At 45.0% G+C, this 17,413-nt stretch carries 6 protein-coding genes; 3 read left to right on the forward strand and 3 right to left on the reverse strand.

All coding sequences use genetic code 11. The annotated features are described in order from the left end of the window. Positions 1 to 3: 3 nt before the first annotated feature. Together ABZM97_RS10190 and fabD are read right to left on the reverse strand one after the other, a co-directional pair. Positions 4 to 11,952 carry an amino acid adenylation domain-containing protein gene (locus tag ABZM97_RS10190; protein WP_367387463.1) on the reverse strand — a complete coding sequence of 3,983 codons (11,949 nt, stop codon included), beginning with the start codon at positions 11,950 to 11,952 and terminating at the stop codon, positions 4 to 6. Positions 11,953 to 11,971: 19 nt separating this feature from the next. Beyond that, positions 11,972 to 13,183 carry an ACP S-malonyltransferase gene (gene fabD / locus ABZM97_RS10195; RefSeq protein ID WP_202327608.1) on the reverse strand — a complete coding sequence of 404 codons (1,212 nt, stop codon included), beginning with the start codon at positions 13,181 to 13,183 and terminating at the stop codon, positions 11,972 to 11,974. Between the two features lie 889 nt (positions 13,184 to 14,072). Between fabD and ABZM97_RS10200 the strand changes: the two genes are divergently transcribed. The 3 genes from ABZM97_RS10200 (at position 14,073) to ABZM97_RS10210 (ending at position 16,101) form a co-directional block, all read left to right on the forward strand. Continuing rightward, complete coding sequence (locus ABZM97_RS10200; protein WP_253269131.1) at positions 14,073 to 14,531, forward strand: GtrA family protein; 459 nt, start codon at positions 14,073 to 14,075, stop codon at positions 14,529 to 14,531. Positions 14,532 to 14,537: 6 nt separating this feature from the next. Next, positions 14,538 to 15,431, forward strand: coding sequence for a UTP--glucose-1-phosphate uridylyltransferase GalU (gene galU, locus ABZM97_RS10205; protein ID WP_367386818.1), 894 nt, complete (start codon positions 14,538 to 14,540; stop codon positions 15,429 to 15,431). A gap of 73 nt (positions 15,432 to 15,504) precedes the next feature. Beyond that, the gene (locus ABZM97_RS10210; protein WP_087991399.1) at positions 15,505 to 16,101 is read left to right on the forward strand and encodes a DedA family protein; all 597 of its coding nucleotides are present in this window, start codon (positions 15,505 to 15,507) and stop codon (positions 16,099 to 16,101) included. A 48-nt stretch (positions 16,102 to 16,149) separates the two neighbouring features. Here the strand turns inward: ABZM97_RS10210 and nrnB are convergent, their stop codons facing one another. Further along, positions 16,150 to 17,349, reverse strand: a complete 1,200-nt coding sequence (nrnB, locus tag ABZM97_RS10215; RefSeq protein ID WP_202327602.1) for an oligoribonuclease NrnB — start codon at positions 17,347 to 17,349, stop codon at positions 16,150 to 16,152. Positions 17,350 to 17,413: the final 64 nt, after the last annotated feature.

A 17,413-nucleotide genomic window follows, 5' to 3' on the forward strand; every position in this document is an offset into this window, starting at 1 on the left:
TCTCTAAAAATTCAATTGAATAGAATCCAGCATGTTCTCTTCTTCCTCATTGCTCCCGCTCAATTCGATTTGTTCGATTAGAATGCTTGGTTGTTCCAGAATCACGGATAGAATGTGTAAGTAGTCGTTTGATAAAGCCTCAATTCTGCTTTTTTTAAACAGTTTTTTCGAATATTCAAACAGGCCGTGATAGTTTTCTTGGTCTGCCTGAATCGACAAGGTTAAATCGAATTTGGCAACCGGATGATGAAACTGATACGGCTTGAGTTCAAGAGAATCGAATGTCAATTCAGCGTGATCGAGATTTTGCAGCACAAACATCGTATCGAACAAAGGATTGCGGCTTGGATCTTTCGAAAGCTGTAAATGCTGAATCAATTCTTCCAACGGATAGTCTTGATTTTTATAGGCATTCAGCATGTTTTCCTTTACTTCGTTTAAGTAGGCATCAAATGTTTTACGGCTCACCGGGTGATTGCGGATGACTAACGTATTGACGAACATTCCCACGACCGACTCCACATCCAAATGAGTCCGCCCGGCAGATGGCGTTCCGACGACAATATCCTCTTGTCCGCTGTATTTGGACAAAAGAACCGTATAGGCGGCCAATAAAATCATATACAGTGTTGCTCCTGTGTTTTCTTCCATTTGTCTTAAGCGCTGTTTCAAGTGTTCCGGTATAACAAATTCAAAGGATTCGCCTTCGTAATCGCGTATGGCAGGCCGTTCGTAATCCGCAGGCATATCCAGTACAGGAATGTCATCACGAAACTGATTGAGCCAGTACGCCTCCTGGCTCTTGATATTCCGTTTCTGAATGTCCGATTGCTGCCAAACTGCATAGTCTTTATATTGAACAGGAAGCGGATCGGGTTCGTATCCCTCGTAGAGCCGGCTTAAATCTTTCATCAGAATATTGACGGACACGCCGTCAGAAATGATATGGTGCATATCAACCACAAGCACATGCCGCGAAGGCTCTAGTTCAATCAGTCCGGCCCGCATCAGCGGCGGCTTGGCTAAATCAAACGCTTGGATGAAATCAAGCACACGAGCTTCCGCTTCTTCTTCGCTTGCTTGAATTTGTTCTATTGTAAATTCAACGCTCTGATGAATACGCAGTGCCGGTTCGCCTTCATATAATTCAAAGCTGGTCCGCAAAGCTTCATGGCGCTCGATTAATTTTTGGAAAGCGGCGTTTAACCGGGCGGGATCGACCGTCCCTTCCACGCTCATGGCACCCGTCATATTGTAAGTCAGCTCGCCGCCTTCTGCGTGACTTAACAAATACATCCGCCTCTGAGCAGAAGAAACCGGATAATAGGGCATTTCTTTTGCGGTCGGGATCGGTGCATATCGATTTTTTTCCATGTGTAACGCCTTGTCAGCCAATTGTTCAATGGTAGGATACTTGAATATGTCTTTGAGAGACAGATTCACATTCAGCTCTTTGTGAATTCTGGCGGCTAAGGCTGCCGCGCGAATGGAGTTTCCTCCAAGATCAAAGAAATTATGTTTGATCCCCGCATGGCTTATTCCGAGTACTTCCTTCCATAAATCTGTCAGTTTGGACTCCACCTGATTGCCCGGCGGAACATATTCAGCTGTCTGCTGCAGACTCGCTTCGGGCGCGGGCAATACTTTACGGTTTATTTTCCCGTTGGATGTTAAGGGCATATGCTCCAGACGGACAAAATAGGACGGAACCATGTATTCCGGAAGCTCCAATGACAATTGTTCCCTAAGCTGGGCAGCAGGTATAGGTTTTTCGCTTACGTAATACGCGCACAATTGTTTTAAGCCGTCTTCTTCTTCTTCTCTGACTGTAACGGCGGCTTTTTGCACCGTTTCCACGTTATGCATCGCTGCTTCGATTTCACCCAGTTCGATTCGGTGTCCCCTGATTTTGACTTGTTCATCGATGCGGCCCACATATACGAGATTTCCATCTTTCAATCGCTTAGCCAAGTCTCCTGACTTGTACATCTTCGCTCCCGGGATAAACGGATTTTCAACGAACTTCTCTGCCGTTAAATCCGGGCGGTTCCAATACCCTCTGGCAACACCGGGTCCGCTGATATACATTTCGCCGATTACCCCGATCGGAACCAGATTTTTGCTTGCATCCGCCACATAAATGTCCGTGTTGGCAGCCGGAGTGCCGATCGGCACAAATTCCCGCTTGTCCCGTTTTGCGTCGTAACGGTAAATCATACAGCCGACGACAGTTTCCGTCGGTCCGTATTCATTGAAAATGTCCAGCCGTCCTTTAAACTGTTCGCTGATACTTTTGGCCAACCGGGTGCTTAAATTTTCTCCGCCCACAATCATTTTTCGTATGGCGGTGCCATCGGCTACATTCATTTCCTTCAGTACATGCAAATGTGCCGGTGTTAATTTGATCATATCTATTCTTGAGTCCCGCATAATCGCAGAAAGCACTGCACTTTTGTCTTCTCCATCGTAGATAATGATGGTATTTCCCGTAACCAGCGGTGTAAATATCGAAGTCACCGTTAGATCGAAAGAGATGGAAGAGTATAATGGGAAGTTGGTTTTCTCGCCCTTCACATAAACCTCTTTCGCCCACCAAATATAATTGGCCAGTCCCTGATGCTCAATGAGCACACCTTTCGGATTGCCCGTGGAACCCGACGTATAGATCATGTAGGCCAAATCATGCGTATTGCTGAACAAGTCAAGATTTGAGCGGTCCTCATGATAAGAGTTTTCCGCATCCAAAAGCACAACGTCACCATCATATGGTAATTGATCCAGCAGGCAGCGCTGTGTCAACACAATCTCCGCTCTTGAATCACTCAGCATATATAGGATCCGATCCTCCGGATATTGAGGGTCAATGGGCACGTATGCGCCGCCGGATTTCAGAACAGCCAAAATACCAACAATCAGCTCGATGCAGTGCGGAGAGATAATGGCAACGAATTGGTCCGCTTGTACGCCTTTTGTCCGTAACGTTCGCGCCAATTGGTTCGCCCGTTCATTGAGCTGTCTGTACGTATACCGCTCATTGCCAAAAATAACGGCATCATGATCAGGCCGCTGTTCCGCCTGCATTTCAAACCATCGGGAAACCGTTTCGTTATGCGGATACGGCGTCTTTGTGTCATTAAACTCCGTGAGCAATTGCTGAAGTTCGGTTTCAGACAGCATGGGAATGGAGGACAACGTCATCTCCGGCTGTTTTGCAAGGCTGTTCAAAATGCTGGTATAGTGTCTCGTGATCTGTTCAATGGTGTCTTTTTCAAACTGTCCCGGCTTAAAATCAAAATGCAACTCTATCTGTTGTCCGGCATCTTCGACCGTCAGCATCAAATCATATAAAGAGACTCCGGGGTTTCGCTCTCTTACCTTAAACGTACATTCATTGTGCCGGATTTCATGAAATTCAATATTTTGAAACACAAACATCGTGTTAAACAGTGATTTTCCTGTTGTTTCCCGCTGCACTTTTAATTTCTCCACAAGCTTGTCGAATGGATAATCTTGGTTTTCGAAAGCATCAAGCGTTTGCCGCTTTACTTCTTCCAAATAATCCGTAAACGTTCTATTGGCGTGCGGCTTCGTTCGGATTCCGGTCGTTTGAATGAAAATACCGATGATATTTTCAATATCCGGATGATTTCTTCCTGAAGCAGGCGTGCCTACGACCATGTCTTCTTGTCCTGTATATTTGTGAAGCAGCACTTTGTAGGCGGCCAGCAGCACCGTATAAAGAGTGGTTTCCGTCTTTTTCGCCAGATCTTGCAGCGAAAAGATTACATCCGGCTGTAGGGAGCACGTCACGCGCTGTCCCTCGGAAGACCGTTCCGCCGCTTTTGAACCGTCTGTCGGCAGTTGAAGGACCGGAATTTCGTCTTCAAATTGTTCCAGCCAATATGTCTCCTGCTGCTTCATGGCATCCTCATTCAGCCATTGGTTTTGCCATTCTGTGAAATCTTTATATTCAAATTCAATGTCCGGTAATGGTTTCCGATGATATAAAGCCAGCAATTCATTTGTAAGTATGTTGATGGAGTAACCGTCCGAAATGATATGATGCATATCGATGAGCAGCTCAGCCTGTTCGTTATCAATCTTGATCAGCTCCGCGCGAACCAAAGGAGCTTGTTCCAAGCGAAACGGTTTTACAAACCGGTCTGCATAGGTGTCAAATTCGTCCCGGCTCATCGTTCGGACATGAACGTTAAAATCAACTTCGTTTTCAAGTTTCTGGACGATTTCGCCATCTATAATGTCAAAATACGTGCGAAACGCTTCATGCCGCTGCATGACTTGCTGAAGAGAAGAAATCAGGGCTTGCTCATCGTACTGCCCTATAATTGATATTTGCCCAAACATATTTTGAGCCAGTTGATCCGGCTCCATTTGGTGCAGGAAATATACCCTTTGCTGCGCCGATGATGTCGGGTAATACGCTTTTTTCTCAGCAGCCTTCATCGGGAGGTGCATGACTTTCTTTTCATTCTCAATGAAACGCGCTAATTCCTTAACAGTCTGGTGATTGAAAAATTGTCCGATAGAAATTTTTTGGTGAAATGTCTTCTGAACTTTGGAAAGCATAAGCGTCGCTTGGAGTGAGTTTCCGCCCAGATCCAGAAAGCGGTCTGATCTGCCAACCCGCTCAAGGCCGAAAAGTTCCTCCCAAATCTGAGCCAGCTGCCGCTCTGTTTCATTTGCCGGCGCCTCGTAGGCGTCAGAAAAGTTAGCCGTCTTGCTTACGATTGAAGAGACCCGCTGCTGGTGATCGGCATACACTTCTTGTAAAACATGCTCTTCTTCATTGGAAAACATCATCAAGGCGTCAAGAGGAACTGAACCTTCCTCAACTATTTTTTGCAGCAATTTCGTAAAGCCCGCTCCCCACTTTTTCATGATTTCCGGACTGATAACATTCGTATTAAAGTCAAAATCAAGAACATATTCTTGATTTGCGTCTGTTATGTTAAGAAATAAATCGTACAGCATGCATTTCACCGGGTATGCAATGGGCTCCGCCTCCGCCTTTCCAAAATGCAGCTTTCGAAAAGGCCTGTCCAAATTAAAGATAATACGCATATCCGGCACTTGATCGTGCGGAAGCTGTCTGGCTACCAGTGTCATCGGAACGGCTTGATGGCGCATTGCGTGATCCACGCTTTCTTTCATACTGCCAAGATAACCGGATAAAGTTCTTTCTGAAGAAGACGTGTTTTTCACGGGAATCATATTGACGCAATTTCCAATCAGATCATGCTGTTTCATATGCGATTGACCTGCTGCAGGGATCCCGATCACAAGGCCTGTCTGTTTGGTAAGCTGGTGCAGAAAAAGATGAAACGCGCCCAGCATCGTCACAAATACGCTATTTTTCATCTTAATGCTTAATGACTTTAAAGCCTCGCTTAAAGGCCGTCCAAGCCTGACGGTACATCGGTCTCCCTCATACCCGTTCGGATAACGGGCAGAAGCGGCGCTCGGCAGGACTGCCTGCTGTATCGGTTCAGAGAAATGATCCCGCCAATAACGGACTCCTTCTTCATAATGTCCGCTATCAATCTGCGCCTGCTGCCAGTCTAAATACTGTCGAAACGAAGCAGCCGCCTCTTTTGGCGGGAACGATTGCCCTTGTACAATTGCCGTATAGTTGCTCTCCAGCTCTTGAACAAAAACGGCGATTGACCATCCATCGGCAATGATATGATGGAACGTGAGCACAATCAGATGTTCATCTTGAGCCGATGTAAGTACATGGATTCTAAACAAGGGATTTTGTTCATGAAAATGAAATGGCCGCTTGGCATCTTCTGTCAGCCATTTCTGAATTTCCGATTCCCGTTGCTCATCTGGGTGACCGGTAAAGTCAATGACAGGAATTTTTATATTCATCCGTTCCTGCACTTGCTGTACCTCGTCATCGACATGAATCACCGTACGTAAAGCCTCGTGGCGGTCGACGATATGCTGCACGGCTTGTGTTAAGGGCGGATGCTGCAGTTCACCCTTTACTTTTAGCATAATGGACTGGTTTAAAGCTGCAGAAGCCTCGTTCCCATAATGGGATGCCATAACCAATTGTTTTTGTTCAGGCGAAAGCTCGTAATTCCCGGATTCTTTATGGCCGCCGTCGTCAGGGGAATCCGGGCCTTCCGGGATAAATCCGCCTCGGCGAAGATCCTTCACCGTGTCTTTAACGGCTTGAATGATATGTTCAATATCACCCGCGCTATGTGCCGTAGACAAGAAGCAGTTTCGTCCTTCCCATACATAGACTCCTTTATAATTGAGATGGTAAAAGAACAAGTCGTTATCAAGCGATGAGACAAACCGGAACAAGGAACCGAATTGAACCATGCGGATAGGCACTTGTGATTGTTCAAAGTAGCGATTTAACTGATCGACCAGGGAGGTTGTTTTTTGATTCAGCTGCTCATACAGGTGTTCTCCCTTGGTTTGTAAGTGGCGAAGCACGGCTAATGACATTCTCATGGTAAGCGGGTGAGTATTGAAGGTGCCGGCCACAAATGTGCGTTTCGCCTCGTCTTGTGGAAAGGAGTCGTCCCCATACTGCCAGGTTCCCCCGTCGATCGTATTCATGAACTCAGCTTTTCCGGCAACTATTCCTAACGGCTGCCCGCCGCCGATGATTTTCCCGTAGGTCACTAAATCCGCTTGAATGCCGAACCATTCCTGGGCGCCTCCGAGACCGATCCGAAATCCGGTAATGATTTCATCCATAATCAGGGCTGTACCGGATTGCTGCGTGATCGCCCGCAGTTCTTTCAAAAATGCTTCCGGCTGCAAATCCGGTCTGCGGCTTTGTACAGGTTCCACCAATACGGCTGCCAATTCATCTCCAAGACTGCGAATTACATCGAGCGAATCGGGATTGTTGTAATGCAAAATAATCAAATCATCCATAAAGCTCTGCAGTATGCCCGGAGCAAGCGGATTCGCAGACGCAGCCCCGCCTTTTGTACTGGCCAATCCTAATACGCCGTCAAACGTGCCGTGATAAGAGCCTGAGAACGCCACAACTTTCTTTCTTCCTGTTGCCGCTCTTGCCAAACGAAGGGCAACCATGACGGCTTCTGTTCCTGAATTATAGAAAGCGACCCTTTCTACTCCGGTACATGTGCGGATTCGATCGGCAACTTCACCGGCGACATCCGACATTGGGCCGAGCGGAGGCAATGATGAACGGATTGAATCATCGATAACTTGTGTAATAAAGGACGGATGATGGCCGAAAAGGTTAACGCCGAATCCCATGGTGATATCGATATATTCGTTTCCGTCAATATCCCACATCTTGGAACCGTCAGAACGTTCGGCAATAATCGGGTACACGATTTCCTTCCAATATGAACGGAAACTGGACAAGTTGCGGTTATTTGCATGAGCAAATCGGGTTTTGTCCGTATATTGTTTGGAACCTTTCGTTTTGTCTGCGTATTTCCCGATGAAATCTGCTAAGTATTGTCTTTGCTGTGCGGTATAGTGTCCCTGTTCATGCAAGTTCTGAGGCTGAAAAGGAACATAGGGCTTCGCATCTTGAGCCAATTTCTTTTCTGCAGTGACGGTCGGATTCCCCTGCTTGACAGAAGGAATTGATTTTTCCTGCGCTTTAGCGTATTCTTTCACATTGGAATGTCCGCTGTTTCTCAGCAAATTAAAGCTATTTAATTGAGCTTGCAAAGTATCCTGAATTAATTGATTCTGAGAAGCGATTATTTTTTCAAGCATATGCCCTTGATGATCTTCTCTGTGACTAGATTCAGGCTGTGTTTCTGAAATAGCCAGTTTTTCCTGCGCCGGAACATTCTCTTGAGGCGGGGCGGATGCAGAGGATGATGGTGCGGTCTCAGTCAAGTAGTCTATGACACTTTGAAGGTTGTTCATCGTATCAAAAAAACGATCCATCGGGATGTCTACACCAAATTCGTCAGCAATGGCTTTTTTGACCTGTGACAGCATGATGGAATCCATTCCGAGCCCGATAAAATGAGCATTCAGATCAAGCTCATCCGCTCTGATTCCCGAAGCATTGCCGATTACAGTTTTCAGGAAGGATTCAATATGCGCCTTCGTTTGATTCATATTCAATGCCGCTTCTCCTCTCTCTTCGCTCTTGTTTAAGCGCAAATGGTCCGCTTCAGCCCAGCAGCGGTTCCGTTCAAACGGATACAGGGGCAATGGCGTTTTTTGTACAGTTTCACCGGCATAAAGCGCGCGCCAGTCTATAACGGCTCCTTGCACAAATAATTCAGCGGCGCGATTCAGCCATGTGATTCGTTCATCATGCGTACGGATTCGCTGCTCAATCAGATCAGCGGCTTGTTTATTCAGCTCTTCTTTATGGGCAGGCTGCATTTCCTTCAAGTTCTTATACCCCATGTGTACTCCGGGAAGATGACCGTCTCCCTGAACCACGGAGGCCAGCTTGTCACGTAATTCTTGCTTATTGGATACAATCAATGCAATAGCATGATCCAAATGAGCTCTTCCCGTACTGGCTGTATAGCAAATGGACTTCAATGAAGCTTGGCTGTCATCCGATGCATATTGCCGATACTGCTGTGCGAGTTCATAGAGTGAATGTTTAGTATGGGCGGATAAAACAAATAGGTGCGGCTCGTTTTCATTCTCGGGTGCATACTCACTTTGAGTGGTGTATTCTTCCAATACCACATGAGCATTTGTTCCGCTGAAACCGAACGAGCTGATTCCGCCTCGCAGCGGCTCGTCACCAGGTGTGAACTCCGCAACTTCCTGATTTATATAAAACGGTGAAGAGTGAAAATGAATGAGCGGATTAGGCTCCTTAAAGTGCGCTAACGGCGGGTTTTTTTTGTGATTCAGCATGAGGACAGATTTGATCAGCCCAACGATGCCTGCCGCTTCGAACAAATGGCCAATGTTCGACTTAACAGAACCAATCGCGCAAAATTGTTTTTTTGCCGTATACTTTTCAAACGCTTTACAAAGCCCGTTAAATTCAACAGGATCGCCAAGCTTGGTTCCGGTGCCATGCGCTTCGATGAAAGACAGCGTTTCAGGATCGATGCCCGCGTCTTTCCAGGCCGTCTCAATAACCTCAGTCTGAGCTGCCGGGTTCGGTGCGGTAATCCCGGCGGTTGTTCCGTCTTGATTCATCGCGCTTCCTTTGATCACGCCGTAAATATGATCTCCGTCGCGAACCGCATCCTGCAAAGGTTTTAACAGGACTGCCGCCGCGCCTTCGCCTGAGCCCGTGCCGTCTGAATCTTTGCTGAACGTTTTGGTGTACCCATCCGAAGATTCCATATCAAGCCCGATACGCAACGGCAAGAGCGATGTCCGGATACCTCCGGCAAGAGCCATTTCACACTCGCCAGAAATTAAAGATTTGCATGCCATATGAACGGCAGCAAGCGATGAAGAACAAGCTGTATCCACTGTGACCGCCGGCCCTTTTAAATTTAAGAAATAAGCGATTCGGCTGGCTAACACGGAAGGAAGGTTGCCTACAATGTATTGATGAAGTTCCTTCGGATAATTCGCAGAAAGGAGGCGCTCATAATCGTAGCCCACCTTCGAGTACCCTGCATATACCCCGACCCGACTCCCGTTCATACTGTCGCCGGCATAGCCCGCATCTTCAATCGCATGCCATGCAGACTGCAAAAACAGTCTTTGATTGGGATCCATAAACTGAGCCGTTTTAGGAGCTAAACCAAAGAACGAATAATCAAAGCGGTCGATGTCATCTAAATAGCCGCCCTTCACAAACTGATTTCCATTGAATTCGCTTTGGATGGACTTTAAATAATCCGCCGCATCTTTCAGCCGGGATGCAGGGTATTCTCGAATGCCGTTCTCTCCCTTTTCAAGCAGATCCCAAAAATCACTTTTAGTCGATGCTCCCGGGACATTGAGCGACATCCCGATAATGGCGATATCTTTCGGCGTCACATGGCTTGGTTTCGCTGTCACGTCATGCTTGATTTCAGCCCGGCTTTCAGACAGATATGCCGCTAAATCAGTGATAGAAGGATACGTGAAGAGATCTGAAACGGCAAGCTCGCGTCCAAATTTCTGTTCTACACGCTCGGCAATCTGCGATAACTGCAATGAATTTGCGCCCATATCAAAATAACTATCAGTGAGGTGAACCTTTTTTCCATCGAGCACGTGGGAAAAGATAGATAGCAATTCCGTTTCTATCTCATGAATGGGAGTCTGTCCGGATTTCTCCGGGCTGCTCTCCAGAAATTCATTAATGGCGGCAGACTCTATTGAAAAATTCCCTGCCTCATACTGTCTGGCAAGTTCATAGCGCTTAACCTTTCCACTGGTTGTTTTAGGGAGTTTTCGTATCGGAAGGACTTCTTTTATGCTCCAGCCGCCCCGCTTGTACAAATGTTTTTTAATCTCTTTGACTAGCGGCGCAAATTTTTCTGGTGATTTTTTGAAAACAACAAAGAGCACGATGTCTCTGCTTCGCGTCTTTTGATCATATACACCGCAGGCGGCAACCCTTCCTAAGTCAACCTCTTCCATTTCAATCGCGACCCGTTCAATATCGTGCGGGTAGACATTTTTTCCGTTCACAAATATAATGTCCTTTTCTCTTCCAGTTACGACTAAGTTACCATTTTCACTAATGAATCCGAGGTCTCCTGTTTTTATCCAGCCGTCAGAAGTTAGTGCTTTGTCCGTACTTTCGGGGTTGTTATAATACCCTTGCGTCACATTGTTTCCTTTGATCTCGATATGACCGATGATTCCGTCTGCTACTCTTTCATTTGCTCCGTCGGAGATTCGAATCTGGCAATAGTCTATGGGTTGTCCCACTTCGACGAATGAGGCGCAATTTTGATCCTCTTTGCTGACGTTTACAGCTCTTTCACCGAGGTTTAAATAGTCGCGATGCAGATAAACGGGAACGAATTCTTCCTCTGGTTTAGAGGACGCTGCGCCAACCGAAGCTTCCGCTAAACCGTAAACATTCAAAATGGCGGATCTTTTCATATTAAATGCTGCGCATCTGGTCAAAAATTCGTCACAGAGCTCCGGCAATATCGGTTCTGCACCGTTTGCGATGACTCTGATGTGGGATAAATCCCAGTCTGGTTCGTTTTTCAGAAATTTAAGGAAGTAGTTGTATCCGAAATTAGGAGAGGATAGAATGCTAGCTTTGTGTTCATGGGCTTTTTTCATCCAAAGAATAGGTCTGCGAATAAATAATTCTGTAGGCATCAGATGTTGGTTGATTCCGACTAAGAAGGGAACAAGGTGGTAGGCGATGAGCCCCATATCATGCGTTAAAGGCATCCAGGATAAGAAAGAGTCTTTCGAGTCAATGGACAGGACATTCCGAATGGCGCACGTGTTATGTATTAAGTTGTGATGCGTTAACATGACTCCTTTTGGATCTCCTGTCGATCCTGAAGAAAATTGGATAAAAGCCAGTTCATCCGCATCAGGTTCATATAACGAAGCGGGGTAATCGTAGGTTTGATCTTGAATGATGTCAGATTTCCCGTTTAATTGCTGATGGAAATCATGTAAATCGTGTTCTTCAGCGTATTTCTTTATTTTGTTCAATACTTTTTCAGAGGCAATCAGATACGGATGATTTAATATATTCCAAATGCGCCAGACTTTCAGCTTATGGTCATCATCTTCTCCGATACTGATCGGTACCGGGATCATTCCTCCTAATAAACAAGCCCAAAAAGCAACGACAAATGATTTGTTTTCTTGGATTTGAAATACAATTTCCTGCTTCGGCTGAATGCCGATATGCTGTAAATAGCCAAGAAACCCTTGCGCCTCATCAAACAATTGGCGGTAAGAGACAACTGTCTCGTTTTTATCGGATTCGATAAAACGGATCCCGCGATCTGAAATATTGCTTCTTTCCCGAATGACATCGACTAAGGTTTGGAATTGACTGGTATACATAGGTACCCTCCTGGGCGCTTTATTTTAAAATCCGTAATTGTTCCCAAGCCGGAAGCTGTTTAGCCTTGCAAATTAATTTGCATAAATGGATCGAATGTTCGAATTCTTGTTCTGAAAGCTCATCTCCATGTCTTTCCATTCTCTCCATTCTCTCCTTCAGCTCATGGATTTGCGTAAATAATGGGGTCGTCATGTTGGAATAAGCCGATGAATCCTTGTTGTAATTTCGCGCAATGACGGTTTGAATCATCAATTTATTCAGTTGTTTTTTGCGTAAACGGACAACAAGTTTATTTCTTTCCGCTGAATTGGAAAGCTGGTGAATATCAGATGTCTGTCCTAAAGGATAAGGTGCAATGTGATTCGTTATTTTTCTCAGCAGACCGGATAAGACATTGTTCGGCCCCATTTCGATGACTTCCGTAACTTCTTGTAGAAGCAAGTAATGTATTGATTCCGCCCATCTAACCGGCATCGTCATGTGCTGCTTGAGATGTTCGTTGATCGAATTTCCGCTGCTGTAAGGGTGTGCGGTGACATTCGAAATGATCGGCCATGCGGCATCCCGGAAGGAATACTGGTGTAATACAGTCTGGAATTGTTCGGATGCTGATCGTATCATCGAACTGTGAAAAGGCGCACTGACATTCAAATAAGTATATTTAGCCCCCTTTTCCTCCGCCATCCTGATGACACGTTCCACAGCTTCTCTATGTCCGGAAACCACATGCTGCTGGTCTGAATTCATGCAGGCGACATCTGCCGGACATTCTTCCGTCGACACTTTTGAACATATTTCTTGCAATGTTTGAAGAGAAAGCTGAGTCACGGCGGCCATCGTCCCCTGCTGCTGAGGGTCCGCATTTTGCATAAGAATTCCTCGCTGTCTTACAAGTGTAACGGCATCATGAAAAGAAAGGGCGCCCGCACAGACAAGCGCTGAGTATTCTCCTAAGCTATGACCTGCAAGAAAGTGAGGCTTAATCCCTATTTCCTGCATATACACTTGAAAAGCAATCACACTGACCGTTAAAATAGCGGGCTGTGCATTCATTGTCTTTGTCAATTCATTCATATCACCGTTAAAACACAGTTTTTTTATATCAAAGGAGATCGCATCGCTCGCTTCTTCAAATAACCTCTTTGCGAGCACAAAATCATTCCAAAAAGGTTTGCCCATTCCTACAAATTGAGACCCTTGTCCAGGAAATAAAAAGGCAAGATTGTTCATGAGCTTCCTCCGTTCACATTGAATATTGATACAATTTTATACAAAATATCCCTATATCTAACATCCTAGCATGATTATAATAAATGTGTATAGAATACTTTTGGAGGAGTTATTGCTCGATTTTACAAAGGACCTGGATACATTTATTCATGAAATATAAGCGTGGGCTGATACTGAAAAATCAGTCTTAAAGAGAGATGATAAAAGCCGGGATGGAAGTCTGTTACCGACTCTTCCTTCACTTAGATAGCGCCCTTGATGTTCATTGTTTTAGGACTATTGACATAATTGTGTCGGAAATTACATATTTTCTTTTTATTGTAAAAGTCAATTTGTATATTTGTGAAGGATTGTAAATTGATTGTGGTTGATTATAGATGTTGCGCTCGGAACTTCTCAATCTATTGAATTTTGGCAACTTCTTCTGCTGATTCCTGTTTCCATTGTTCTCTTCTTTGTAAGACACTTCTTTATCAAATCGCATTCCTCTTTCGAAATCCGTCATATTTTTTCATCTTTCTGTGAACAAAGTTTTCAGGCACAATAAAACAGCCGTTCAGAGCGATTGTTTTTTTCAAGAGCATAAGAACTATTGAGCAGTATTCCCGCCGTCCATGACCTGTGGCGCCTTTTGCTTTGTCGCTGGTCAAGCAGCGATTTCTTTCTCCTTCCCTGGCAGCAACTGTTTTTGGGGAACGACCAGGAAGATGACGTCCTCTCCCATCTTGAAAAAAATGATTAAAAGTTAACATTTATACAGAACATTAAAATTCCTAGCAAAATGTTAACGTAATGAATCTGCAAGGCCTCATTACTTTTTCATGTTTTGTTCATATTTTAGTAATTGTTTATTCAACACTGTTCGCTAAAGTAATCCATATCAACAAATATGACAGCCATCTTTATCTTTTATGAAGGGAGGTCAAAACCGCGTGCCGTTATGCTGAAAGAAAAAATAAAAACATTAGGCCGTTTTTGCACCGTGGGCGTCGGCAATACACTGATAGATTTTGGTGTCTTCTTTCTTCTCACCACTTGTCATGTTCCGTATCTGCCGGCGCAGATCTGCTCCTATTCTGCAGGTATCATCAACAGCTATGTGTGGAACCGGAGTTGGACGTTTCGTGTAAAACGTAAGGCTGGGGGAAAAGAGATCGTGCGCTTTCTCATGATTAATATTGCCGCGTCGGGGATTACCTTTTTGCTGCTTTATTTGTTTCAAAAAGGCGGCTGTTCGCTTTTGGTGAGTAAGCTCGCCGCCACTATCGGCGGAATGATGATGAATTATATCGGAAACCGAATCTGGGTATTTGGAGATTCGCTGAAAAACATACAGGATCAGGAGTGAAGATGAATGAGAAAAAAAGTGAGAAAAGCGGTCATTCCCGCAGCGGGTTTAGGAACGAGATTTCTGCCGGCGACAAAGGCGCAGCCGAAAGAAATGCTCCCGATTGTCGACAAACCAGCAATTCAATACATTGTAGAAGAAGCCGTAGAGTCAGGAATTGAAGATATACTGATTATTACAGGGAGAAACAAACGCTCGATTGAAGATCATTTTGACCGATCGGCGGAATTGGAATTCAATCTGCGGGAAAAAGGCAAGACGGAGACGCTTAAGGAAATGCAGCAGATTGCCGATTTGGCCAATATTCATTATATCCGCCAGAAAGAACCGCTCGGATTAGGTCATGCGGTGCTGTGTGCGGAGCATTTTATCGGAGATGAACCGTTTGCCGTCCTCTTAGGCGATGATATTATGGTGTCTGAAAAGCCGGCTCTTCGGCAATTAATGGATGTATACGCCGCTTATGGCACAGAGGTTGTCGGCGTACAGTCTGTTCTTCCTGAGGATGTCAGCAAATATGGTATTATTCAGACATCAGGCTCTCAAGGCCATGTGTATGAAGTGAACGATTTAGTTGAAAAGCCGTCTCTGGAAGAAGCCCCTTCCGAAATTGCAGTGATGGGACGATATGTACTGAACCCTTCTATCTTCCCTGTTTTGAAGTCGATCCGGAGAGGCGCAGGCAATGAGATTCAATTAACAGATGCACTTCGTGAGGTTTGCCGCACCCAGCCTATTCATGCGCGGCTTCTGGAAGGAAAACGATATGACATTGGCGATAAATTGGGCTGTTTTAAAGCAAGCACCGATATCGGCTTAATGCGTCTTGAAATGAGATCTCAGCTTTTAGCTTATTTAGAAGAAGTGCTAAAACGGGAAACAAAAGAAGTGCTGCGATAAAAAAATTTGTAACCATCTTGCTCGTCAATCAGTCATATAATAGTGAAAAAGATAAGGACAGGTTGTGAAGAATGTGGGCAGTTTGATAAGCGAAATTTTAACTTGGCTGACGAATATGGGATATGCGGGCATTGCAATTGGTTTGATGATCGAAATCATACCGAGTGAAATTGTATTGGCCTATGGCGGCTATATGGTATCGGAAGGCACGATTGGATTTATTGGCGCCATTATTGCGGGGGTTATCGGGGGCACCATTGCCCAGATCTTTATTTATTGGATCGGTCGCTATGGCGGCAGACCGTTTTTGGACAAATACGGGAAGTACTTATTGATTAAAAAGCATCATATTGATATGTCAGAAAACTGGTTTCAAAAGTACGGCACGGGGGTTGTCTTCTCGGCACGTTTTATACCGGTTGTCAGACATGCGATATCCATCCCCGCAGGCATTGCCAAAATGCCGTTTTCCAAATTTGTGGTCCTGACTGTACTCGCGATCATTCCGTGGTCTATCCTGTTTGTTTATTTAGGCATTCAGCTCGGAAGCCAGTGGGATGATGTTGAGAACATTGCGGGCACTTATACAACACCGATTATGATACTGGCTATTGTCGTGATTGCCCTTTATTTTGCGATTAAAAAACGCACAGCCATTTTTAAACGATAGCTGGCGGATATGCATAGGGATGATTGATGCACCCCTATGCATATTTTTTTATCTGCGCTGTTGGTTTGCCAGCTTCAAGTGTTCCGCTAAAAATGCGACAAATACTTCATCACGCACGAGCGATGCGGCATAATTTCTTTTCATAAACCATTCTGCTTCTTCAAAAGATGTGAATGTTTCATCCTGTGTTTCCCCGTTAATTTGAATATTCCACTCGTTGTCTAAAGGAAACAGAAAAAATCTCATTTGTGCGCGATTTTCATACAATGATCCGTTGGCAGACCCCTTTAGGTTATAGAAGTTACGGAAAGCATCCGGCCTGACAGGATCAATTCGGAATGCTTCAGCAACAAACAATTCGTATACTTCGTCGGTTATAGAACAGCCGGATGCCTTTGCATGTCCTCCGCCTCCGTATCGGCCGGCGATCTCTGACACATCGATGTCATCGTGAATGGTGCGCAGGCTGACTCGTTTTGACCCCATGCTTAAAATCGCAATGTAATCAAGATGCGGATTTTCTTTTCCAAGCCTGTTTCCAAGCTCTGAATGGTACGATTCTGCGTGAACGATGCCCGCACAGTGTTCGTGAACAAAGGTTTGCACCAATTCCCTTTTCTTCCTGCGAAGGTAGCGCTCGATTTTTTCGTCTTCTAAATCAAGCAGCTTTTCTTCAAATTCATCAAAGAAAAATTCATCATGCGCAGAAAGACGCTGAATCATTTTTTTTTCAAATTCATCGATTGACAGCAAAAAGAAAAGGTCATTAAGCCGCTTCGCCTGTTTTTGATCGTACCGCTCCCATTCCCATGTATCATATTGGCGGACGAGTTCTGTGAATTGATCTAAGGCATTTGTCGGTTTCATGAAGCCATTTTTAACGAGATAGTCATATAACAGCGATGTGGCCGATGAAAGCCGTCCATCATCGTATTCCACTTGGACAAATCCCCATTCATGCTCATTTAAATGAAGAGCTGTTTTATGATGGTCAATCAGCTTCACTTTTCCGCCCGCTTGAACATACTCATTCAATCTCTTTTCGTTTTCTTCGTTAACGGCGAGATCGGTGATGAATAACGCGTCTTGTCTGTTGTTCTCTTTCGCTTTTTCTAAAAAGTGCTGCACCTGAGCGTTTAAGCCGTTGACAGAGTTATACCGGATCTCAATATCTTTCCCGAAAGCCAATTTTGCTACGATTCCGCACCCTACTCCGTCCAAGTCGTTATGTGAATATAAATGATACATCATGTAGGCCCCTTTTTATGATGAACTGATAATTGCCGCTAGTGAGGCAGCCTTTATTTACTAT

The organism is Bacillus vallismortis, from assembly GCF_040784915.1.
Lineage (GTDB): Bacteria > Bacillota > Bacilli > Bacillales > Bacillaceae > Bacillus > Bacillus subtilis_G.